Raw genomic sequence first — 8,416 nt, 5'->3', positions numbered from 1 at the left:
TGGCCGAGGGGATGCTGAACGTTCTGGCGTGTTTTCTGTCTGGTGCCTTTGACGCGCGGCTGGAATTCGCGGTGCGCAGCTGGGCCTTGCAGGACGGCAAGGTCGGCACGCGCGTTGCGGCGGCGGACGAGACGCGGCTCTCGGCGCTGCGCGGGATGCTGGCGCGCTGGGGGCATGGGGAGCAGGAGGCCGACGTGCGGGCGCGGACCATCTACCTGACGCAGATCGGCTATATCTCGATGCGGGCGCAGGAAGGGCTGGAGACGCGGCTGGCGCGCATCCCGACCTATGTCGAGATCTATACCGGGCAGGCCGCCGAGCCGCGCGAGCTCGCCCGCTTCAACGCCCGCCTGGCCCCGGTGCCGCGATGAGGGCCGCGGGGGGCAGTCTCCGGGATGCCGGGCCGCCGCCCGGTTGCTCTGCCGGTTGCTTTCCCGGCGCCTTTCCGGGGCCTGCTGACGATATTGCCGCACGACATGCCGTTATCGTCGCATCCGGGGGCCGTCCCGGCTGGGAAGATGGCGCATCGGCGGCAAGCGGCCGCCGGCCGATCCATCCCAAGGCAGGTATGCCATTGCCCGACCCGGCCCCGACTGGACCCCGCTGCCCCCGCGCCCGCACCCTGCCGGGCCGCCCGGCTCGGGCTCTGACCCCGGTCCCAACCCCGGCCCTCGGCCGCGGCGACCCCGCTTTCGCGAGGGCCGTAGTGGTGGCATCGGCGGCGGCGCGCACGCCCGCCCCGATCCGCAGGACCCCGATCCGCATGGCGCCGCCCCTGCCGGCCTTGGGCCGCGGGCGGGGGCGCAAGACGGCAGGCCGCCCGTCCTGACCCGAACCAGCCACCCGGCCTTCCGCGACGGGCCGGGCAGCCATCATCAACGTCGCGACTGGGAGACGAGACCATGAAACGATCCTATCTTCTCGGCACCGCCTTCGCGCTGCCCTTCCTGGCGCTGGCCGGCCCCGCCTCGGCCGATTGCGGCAGCCTGACCATCGCCAGCATGAACTGGCAGAGCGCCGAGCTTGCCGCGGCGCTGGACGCCTTCGTGCTGGGCAACGGCTATGGCTGCACCGTCGAGGTGATCCAGGGCGACACGGTGCCGACGCTGACCTCGATGGTGGAGAAGGGCCAGCCCGAGGTGGCGCCGGAAGGCTGGGTCGACCTGGTGCCGGAGGTCATCCAGTCGGGGCTGGCCGAGGACCGGATCGTCGTGGCCGGCGACATCCTGACCGACGGCGCCGTCCAGGGCTGGTGGATCCCGAAATACCTGGCCGACGCCAATCCCGAGCTGAAGACCATCGACGACGTGCTGGCACGGCCCGACCTGTTCCCCGATCCCGAGGATGCCTCGAAGGGCGCCATCTTCAACGGCCCGGCGGGCTGGGGCGGCACGGTGATCACCAGCCAGCTCTACAAGGCCTTCGGCGCCGAGGCGGCGGGGTTCAACCTGGTCGACACCGGCTCGGCCGCCGGGCTGGACGGCTCGATCGCGCGCGCCTACGAGCGCCAGCAGGGCTGGGTCGGCTATTACTGGGCGCCGACCGCGCTTCTGGGCCGCTACGAGATGGTCCGGCTGGAGCACGGCGTGGCGCTGGACATGGACGAGTGGCAGAACTGCACCTCGAATGCCGATTGCGCCGAGCCGAAGAAGAACGACTGGCCCACCGACAAGGTGCAGACCGTCGTTGCCAAGGGCTTTGCCGACGCCGCCCCGCCCGAGGTGATGGACTACCTGTCCAGGCGCTCCTGGTCGAACGACACCGTGAACGCGCTGATGGCCTGGATGACCGACAACCAGGCCCAGGGCGAGGACGGCGCCAAGGAGTTCCTGCGGGGCAACGAGGCGACCTGGACCGAATGGGTCACGCCCGAGGCCGCCGAGAAGATCAAGGCGGCGCTCTGACGCGATCCCCGCGCGGCGGGGGGGCCGGCCGGCCCGCCCGCCGCCATGACCCGGCACCCCCATGCGCGAGGCCTCCATGACATCGTGGCTCACGTCCTTTCCCCAATTGAGCGATTCCCTGCTGCGCGCGCTGCAGCGCAGCATCGACAACGGTTTCCGCAGCTTCACCCGCAGCTACGGCGACCTGATCGAGGGCTTCTTCAGCCCCTTGCAGACCCTGCTGATCTGGTTCGAGCGGCTGCTTCTGGGCACGCCCTGGCCGGTGATCCTGCTGGTCGTGGCCGGCCTGGCCTGGGGCGCCAGCCGCAGCCTGCGGGTGGTGATCGGCTCGGTCCTGACGCTGGTGCTGATCGGGCTGTTCGGCATGTGGGCCGACACCATGAAGACCATCTCGATGGTGCTGGCCGCGACGCTCCTGTCGATCGCCATCGGCCTGCCGCTGGGGGTGCTGATGGCGCGCTCGGCCCGGGTGCAGCGGGTCGTCAGCCCGATCCTGGACATCATGCAGACCATGCCCAGCTTCGTCTACCTGATCCCGGTGGTGATGCTTCTGGGCATCGGCCGGGTGCCGGGGCTGATCGCGGTGGTGATCTATGCGCTGCCGCCGATGATCCGGCTGACCAACCTGGGCATCCGCCAGGTCGATCCCGAGGTGCTGGAGGCCACCGACGCCTTCGGCTCCTCCGCCTGGCAGAAGCTGGTCAAGGCGCAGCTGCCGCTGGCGCTGCCCACGATCATGGCCGGGATCAACCAGACCATCATGATGGCGCTGGCCATGGTGGTGATCGCCTCGATGATCGGGGTGCAGGGGCTGGGCCAGCCGGTGCTGCGGGCGATCTCGAACCAGTATTTCACGCTGGGGCTGTTCAACGGCTTCGCCATCGTCGGCATCGCCATCCTCTTCGACCGCATCAGCCAGGCCTGGGGCAAGCGGCTGCAGAAACATCGCGAGGCCAGCCATGACTGATCCGATCGGCATCGAGATCCGCAACCTCTACAAGATCTTCGGCGCGAACCCCCAGGCCCATGTCGCAGCGGTGCGCGCCGGCATGACCAAGGCCGAGCTGCAGGCCCGCCACGGCCATGTGCTGGGGCTCAGCGACATCAACATCCAGATCGCGCCGGGCAGCATCCAGGTGATCATGGGCCTGTCGGGCTCGGGCAAGTCGACGCTGATCCGCCACATCAACCGGCTGATCGAGCCCACCGCGGGCGAGATCGTGATCGAGGGCCGCAACGTCGTCGGGATGTCCAAAGACGAGCTGCGCGAATTCCGCCGCCACCGGACCGCGATGGTGTTCCAGAAGTTCGGGCTGCTGCCGCATCGCACGGTGCTGGACAATGCCGCCTACGGGCTGGAGGTGCAGGGCATGGCCGAGGCCGAGCGCTACCGCACCGCCATGCGCTGGATCGAGCGGGTGGGGCTTTCCGGCTTCGAGAAGAGCTATCCGAGCCAGCTTTCGGGCGGCATGCAGCAGCGGGTGGGCCTGGCGCGCGCGCTGGCCAACGACGCGCCGATCCTCTTGATGGACGAGGCCTATTCGGCGCTGGACCCGCTGATCCGCTACGACATGCAGACGGTGCTGCTGGATTTGCAGCAGGAGGTCAGGAAGACCATCGTCTTCATCACCCACGACCTCGACGAGGCGCTGCGCATCGGCGACCGCATCGCGCTTTTGCGCGACGGCTCGGTGATCCAGCAGGGCACGGCGCAGGACATCGTGCTGCGCCCGGCCGACGATTACGTGGCGAATTTCGTGCAGCATGTCGACCGCGGCAAGGTGCTGAAGGTCGGCGCGGTGATGCTGGCCCAGCACGGCTTCGACGCCCTGCCCGAGGCCAGTATCGCCACTGACGCCAGCATCGCCGAGGCCCTGCAACAGATGGCCGCCAACCGCCTCCAGGCCCTGCGCGTCCAGGACCCCCAGGGCCAGACCATCGGCGTCATCCCCTTCCAGGATGCCATCAACGCATATACAGGGAGCGTGGAGGCGAACCCATGAAGATCGGCATCATCGGCGCAACCGGCTGGCTGGGATCGGCGCTTGGCGCGGGGCTCTTGTCGCGCCAGATCGTCCGGCCGGGCGATCTGGTGCTGCTGAACCGCAGCGGGCCGCGTCCCGATTATCACGGCCATGCCGATGTGACCTGGGCCCGGGACGTGGCCGATCTGACGGCGCAAAGCGACGTGGTCGTGGTCTCGGTGCGCCCCGAGGACTGGCCGGGGCTGGCGCTGCGGGCCGAGGGGCGGCTGGTCCTGTCCTTCATGGCCGGGGTGGATGCCCGCGAACTGGCCCGCTGCGGCGGGCGGATCGTGCGGGTCATGCCGAATGCCGCCGCCGAGATCGGCGGGTCATATTCGCCCTTCTGGGTCGCCGAGGGCGTGACGGATGCCGACCGCGACACGGTGCGGCGCCTGCTCTCGGCCATCGGCACCACCGACGAATTGGAAACCGAGGCGCAGATCGACCTGATGACCGCCCTGCCCGGCTCGGGCGCCGCCTATCCGGCACTGATGGCCGTGGCGATGGCAGGCTTCATGCAGGCGCAGGGCGTTTCCGAACCCATCGCCTGGCGCGCGGCCGAGGCGGCCGTCATCGGCGGCGCGCGGCTGCTGGAAGGCCGGATCAGCGAGGCGCCCGCCATGGTCGCCGCCTATCGCGATTATCGCGGCACCACCGCCGCCGGCCTCGAGGCCGCCGAGGCGGCGGGCTTCAGCCGCGCTGTTGTCGCGGCGCTGGAGGCAGCGACCGACAAGGCGCGGCGCATGGCGAAGGGTCCGGCGTGACCCGCCCGCCGCTTACCAGCCTCGACGGGACGGATTACGACGTGATCGTCATCGGCGCCGGCGCGGTGGGTTGCGCCAGCGCCCGGCAACTGGCCGGGCGCGGCTTTCGCACGCTGCTGGTCGATCGCGGCGACATCGGCGCGGGCACCTCGTCGCGTTCCAGCCGCATGCTCTATTCCGGGCTCGGCTATCTCGCCGCGCGCTATCCGCTGTGGCAGATGCCCTTCCGGCCCGCCGACATGATCCGGCGGCTGCTTTATACGCGCGACGTGATGCGCTGCCGGGCGGAACTCGTCCGCGACATGCCGGGCCACCTGACGAAACACCGCTTTCACTATCCGTTCCGCAAGGGAGACCGCTATCCGCCCTGGCTGGTCGATCTGGGCTTCCGCCTGGTCGAGGCGCTGGACGGCTGGCGGGTGCCGCTGGCCTATCGCCGCCTTCCCGCCGTGAAAGCCGCCGGCGAAAGCGCCATGGCGGCGGCCCTGGGCGGCCCCCTGCGCGGCGTCGGGGTCTTCGAGGAATACATGTATGCCTGGCCCGAACGCATCTGCGTCGATACCGCGCTGGATGCCGAGCGGCGCGGCGCCACCATCCGCACCTATGCCGAAGTCACCGCGATCACGCGCGAGGGCGAGGGCTGGCTGGTCGCGCTGGACGAACGCGCGCCCGGGATGCAGGGCCGGGCGCAGGTCCGCGCCCGCATGGTGGTGAACGCCGCCGGCCCCTGGATCGACCGGGTGCCGGGCGGCGGGGCGGGCAAGCGCCGGGTGATCGGCATCAAGGGCGTCAACGTCATGGTGCGCCTGCCCGAGGCGTTCCGCGGCCAGGGGCTGGAGGCCTTTTCCCGCAAGGGCGAGCCCTATTACGTCTTTCCCTGGCGCGATTTCCACTTCATCGGCCCGACCGAGACCGAGGTCACCGCCAATCCCGACGACATCCGCATCGAGGACGGCGAGATCGACTATATCCTGGCCGAGGCCAACCACTTGTTCCCCGACCTGCAACTGACGCGTGCGGATGTGCTGCATTGCTGGTGCGGCGTGCGGCCGACCTCGACCCGCGACGGCCGGACCACCAGCCTGCCGGTCGAGGTGGCCGAGGATCCCGCGATGCCCGGCCTGCTGGCGGTCACCGGCTCGACCATCATGCTGCATCGCCACGCGGCGCGGAAGGTGGCGCGGGCGGTCGAAAAGCGGCTTGGCAAGCGGGGATCAGAACCCACCGGCGCCATTCCGGCCCCGGAAACCCATGACGACGGCATCGGCCAGATGGCCGCCCGCGAACATGTGGTGCGGCTCTCCGACCTCATCCGCCGTCGCTTGCCGGATGGACTGGAGCCCGACCTGGGCCGGGGTCGGGCCGAGGCGCTGTCGCGCATCGCCGCCGCCAGCCTCGGTTGGTCCGAGGCCCGCCGACAGGACGAGTTGCGGCATTTCGAGGAAGATACGGACCGGGTCTATCGCCAGATCTGACGCGACTCAGCCCTCCGCCAGCCAATCCGCGAACAGCCGGGCTTTCACCGAGGCGCGGGGGTGGATGGTCAGGTAGAAGCCGGCCGGAGAAGGGATGCTTTCCGGCACCAGCTGGACCAGCCGGCCCTGTTCCAGCAGGTTTCCGAGCAGCCCGTCCCAGCCCAGCACCGCGCCGACATCGTCCTCGGCCACCTGCAGGGCGATCATGTGATTGTTCACATGCAGGCTGCGCCCCCTTGGCACGGAAAGGCCCAGGGCGGCGAACCATTCCGTCCAGCCGGTCCAGTCGTTCTCCTCGCTGCGCATGTGGATCAGCGGGGCAGACATCAGGTCGGCGGCGCTGCGAATGCCGTGTTCTTGGCGAAAGCGCTCCGTTCCCAGGGCAAGGATCCGGTCATGGAACAGCGGCCGCCATTCCTCGCCATTGTCCTGGGGAATGGCATAGCGGATGCTCAGGTCGTGCCGGCCGCCCGAGCCCGGCACGTCGCTGATGATCTGCGAAACGGTGATGCCCGGATGAATCTTCCAGAACGCCCCGATCTTGGGGGTCAGCCACAGCGCGCTGACCGCGGTCGAGGCGCGGATCGTGACATCGACCGTCTCGGGGCTTTCGCGCAGTTGCACGACACAATCCGAGATGGTCTCGAAACCGCGCTGCAGGGCGACCAGCAGGAAGGCGCCCTTCTCGGTCAGTTCCACCCCGCGATGCCGGCGGATGAACAGCGCGCAGCCTAGATCCTGCTCCAGCGCCTTGATCTGGTGGCTGATCGCAGCGGGGGTGACGTTAGTCTCCTTTGCGGCTTCCTTGAAGCTCATCTTGCGGGCCGCGGCCTCGAAACACATCAGGGCGGTGATCGAGGCAAGGTCGTAGGGTCTGCGCAACCAATTCGCTCCCGATGGCTTTCAGGTTAGACCAGCTAAGCCAAGGTGAATTTTTATGCCGTTGTCAAGATGCCGCATGCAGCCGATTGTCGCAGGCAGGATTCACCCTCGCCCCATGGAAGCCGAACATGTCCGCCACCAACACGAATCTGCATGACCTGCTCGCCCGCCGGATTCCCGGACACGCGCTGGAACAGCCCTTCTATACCTCGCCCGAGATCTATCAGCAGGATCTGGAGCACATCTTCTACCGCGAATGGCTCTATGCCATCCCGGCCTGCCAACTGGTCAAGCCCGGCAGCTACGCGACCCTGCGGATCGGCGCCTATAACATCGTCATCGTCAAGGGCCGCGACGGGGAAATCCGCGCCTTCCACAACTCCTGCCGGCATCGCAGCTCGATCGTCTGCAAGGCGCGCGAGGGCCAGGTGGCCAAGCTGGTCTGCCCCTATCACCAATGGACCTACGACCTGGATGGCAAGCTTATCTGGGCCAACAGCATGGGCCCCGACTTTGACCCGACGCAGCACGGGCTGCGCAGCGTGGCGCTGCGCAACCTCAAGGGGCTGATCTATATCTGCCTGGCCGACACGCCGCCGGATTTCGAGGCTTTCGCCCGCGCCGCCGAGCCCTATCTGGGCGTGCACGACCTTCAGGACGCCAAGGTCGCCTACAGCTCCTCGATCATCGAGAAGGGCAACTGGAAGCTGGTCTGGGAAAACAACCGCGAATGCTATCATTGCAGCGGCAACCACCCGGCGCTGTGCCGGTCCTTCCCGCTGGACCCCGAAGTGGCTGGCGTGTCGGCCGACGGCTCGATCTCGCAGCGCATCCAGGATCACTTCGATGCCTGTGCCGCAGCCGGCGCCCCGGCGCAATTCCTGCTGGGCGGCGACGGCCAGTTCCGGCTGGCGCGGATGCCGCTGCAGGAAACCGCCGTCAGCTATACGATGGACGGCAAGGCAGCGGTGGCGCGCCAGCTGGGCCGCGTCGCCAAGCCCGATGCCGGTTCGCTGCTGGTCTTCCATTATCCCTCGACCTGGAACCATTTCCTGCCCGACCATTCGCTGACCTTCCGCGTCACGCCGATCAGCCCGACCGAGACCGAGGTGACGACGACCTGGCTGGTCCACAAGGATGCGGTCGAAGGGGTGGATTACGACCTTCAGCACCTGACCGAAGTCTGGATCGCCACCAATGACGAGGATCGCGAGATCGTCGAGACCAACCAGGAGGGCATCTTCTCGCCGGCCTATATCCCCGGCCCCTATTCGCCCGACTGGGAAAGCGGCGTGATCCAGTTCATCGACTGGTATGCCGCATGGATGGAACGCAGCCTCGCCCCCAGCCGCATGGCGGCCGAGTGA

General features: G+C 68.5%; 7 protein-coding genes and 1 pseudogene. 7 read left to right on the top strand and 1 reads right to left on the bottom strand.

The annotated features are described in order from the left end of the window. The 6 genes and pseudogenes from BLT64_RS18550 to BLT64_RS18525 form a co-directional block, all read left to right on the top strand. Positions 1 to 371, top strand: a pseudogene (locus BLT64_RS18550) (TetR/AcrR family transcriptional regulator); the annotation flags it as partial. A gap of 531 nt (positions 372 to 902) precedes the next feature. Beyond that, a complete protein-coding gene (locus BLT64_RS18545) occupies positions 903 to 1,904 on the top strand; it encodes a glycine betaine ABC transporter substrate-binding protein (protein ID WP_011747284.1) in 1,002 nt (333 codons plus the stop codon). A 76-nt stretch (positions 1,905 to 1,980) separates the two neighbouring features. Then, on the top strand, positions 1,981 to 2,871 hold the full coding sequence (locus BLT64_RS18540; protein ID WP_011747285.1) for an ABC transporter permease: 891 nt from the start codon (positions 1,981 to 1,983) through the stop codon (positions 2,869 to 2,871). Then, positions 2,864 to 3,907, top strand: coding sequence for a quaternary amine ABC transporter ATP-binding protein (locus BLT64_RS18535; protein WP_011747518.1), 1,044 nt, complete (start codon positions 2,864 to 2,866; stop codon positions 3,905 to 3,907). The genes BLT64_RS18540 and BLT64_RS18535 overlap by 8 nt, the downstream gene beginning before the upstream one ends. Next, entirely contained in the window at positions 3,904 to 4,692 is a 789-nt protein-coding gene (locus tag BLT64_RS18530; protein WP_011747517.1) for a pyrroline-5-carboxylate reductase family protein, read from the top strand. The genes BLT64_RS18535 and BLT64_RS18530 overlap by 4 nt, the downstream gene beginning before the upstream one ends. Next, a complete protein-coding gene (locus BLT64_RS18525) occupies positions 4,689 to 6,167 on the top strand; it encodes an FAD-dependent oxidoreductase (protein WP_011747516.1) in 1,479 nt (492 codons plus the stop codon). The genes BLT64_RS18530 and BLT64_RS18525 overlap by 4 nt, the downstream gene beginning before the upstream one ends. A gap of 6 nt (positions 6,168 to 6,173) precedes the next feature. Here BLT64_RS18525 and BLT64_RS18520 read toward each other — a convergent pair whose 3' ends face one another. Continuing rightward, a complete protein-coding gene (locus BLT64_RS18520) occupies positions 6,174 to 7,049 on the bottom strand; it encodes a LysR family transcriptional regulator (protein ID WP_011747515.1) in 876 nt (291 codons plus the stop codon). A gap of 128 nt (positions 7,050 to 7,177) precedes the next feature. On the opposite strand from BLT64_RS18520, the gene BLT64_RS18515 reads away from it, so the two are divergent. Next, positions 7,178 to 8,416, top strand: a complete 1,239-nt coding sequence (locus BLT64_RS18515; protein ID WP_041529825.1) for an aromatic ring-hydroxylating oxygenase subunit alpha — start codon at positions 7,178 to 7,180, stop codon at positions 8,414 to 8,416.

Source organism: Paracoccus denitrificans (assembly GCF_900100045.1).
Taxonomy (GTDB): domain Bacteria; phylum Pseudomonadota; class Alphaproteobacteria; order Rhodobacterales; family Rhodobacteraceae; genus Paracoccus; species Paracoccus denitrificans.
The sequence above is the reverse complement of the archived record's forward strand: the minus strand, read 5'-3'. Positions and strand labels throughout refer to the sequence as shown.

Bases quoted from the DNA above. Each gene is read 5' to 3' on its own strand.
- BLT64_RS18545 (WP_011747284.1), top strand. From the start codon at position 903: ATGAAACGATCCTATCTTCTCGGCACCGCCTTCGCGCTGCCCTTCCTG.
- BLT64_RS18540 (WP_011747285.1), top strand. From the start codon at position 1,981: ATGACATCGTGGCTCACGTCCTTTCCCCAATTGAGCGATTCCCTGCTG.
- BLT64_RS18535 (WP_011747518.1), top strand. From the start codon at position 2,864: ATGACTGATCCGATCGGCATCGAGATCCGCAACCTCTACAAGATCTTC.
- BLT64_RS18530 (WP_011747517.1), top strand. From the start codon at position 3,904: ATGAAGATCGGCATCATCGGCGCAACCGGCTGGCTGGGATCGGCGCTT.
- BLT64_RS18515 (WP_041529825.1), top strand. From the start codon at position 7,178: ATGTCCGCCACCAACACGAATCTGCATGACCTGCTCGCCCGCCGGATT.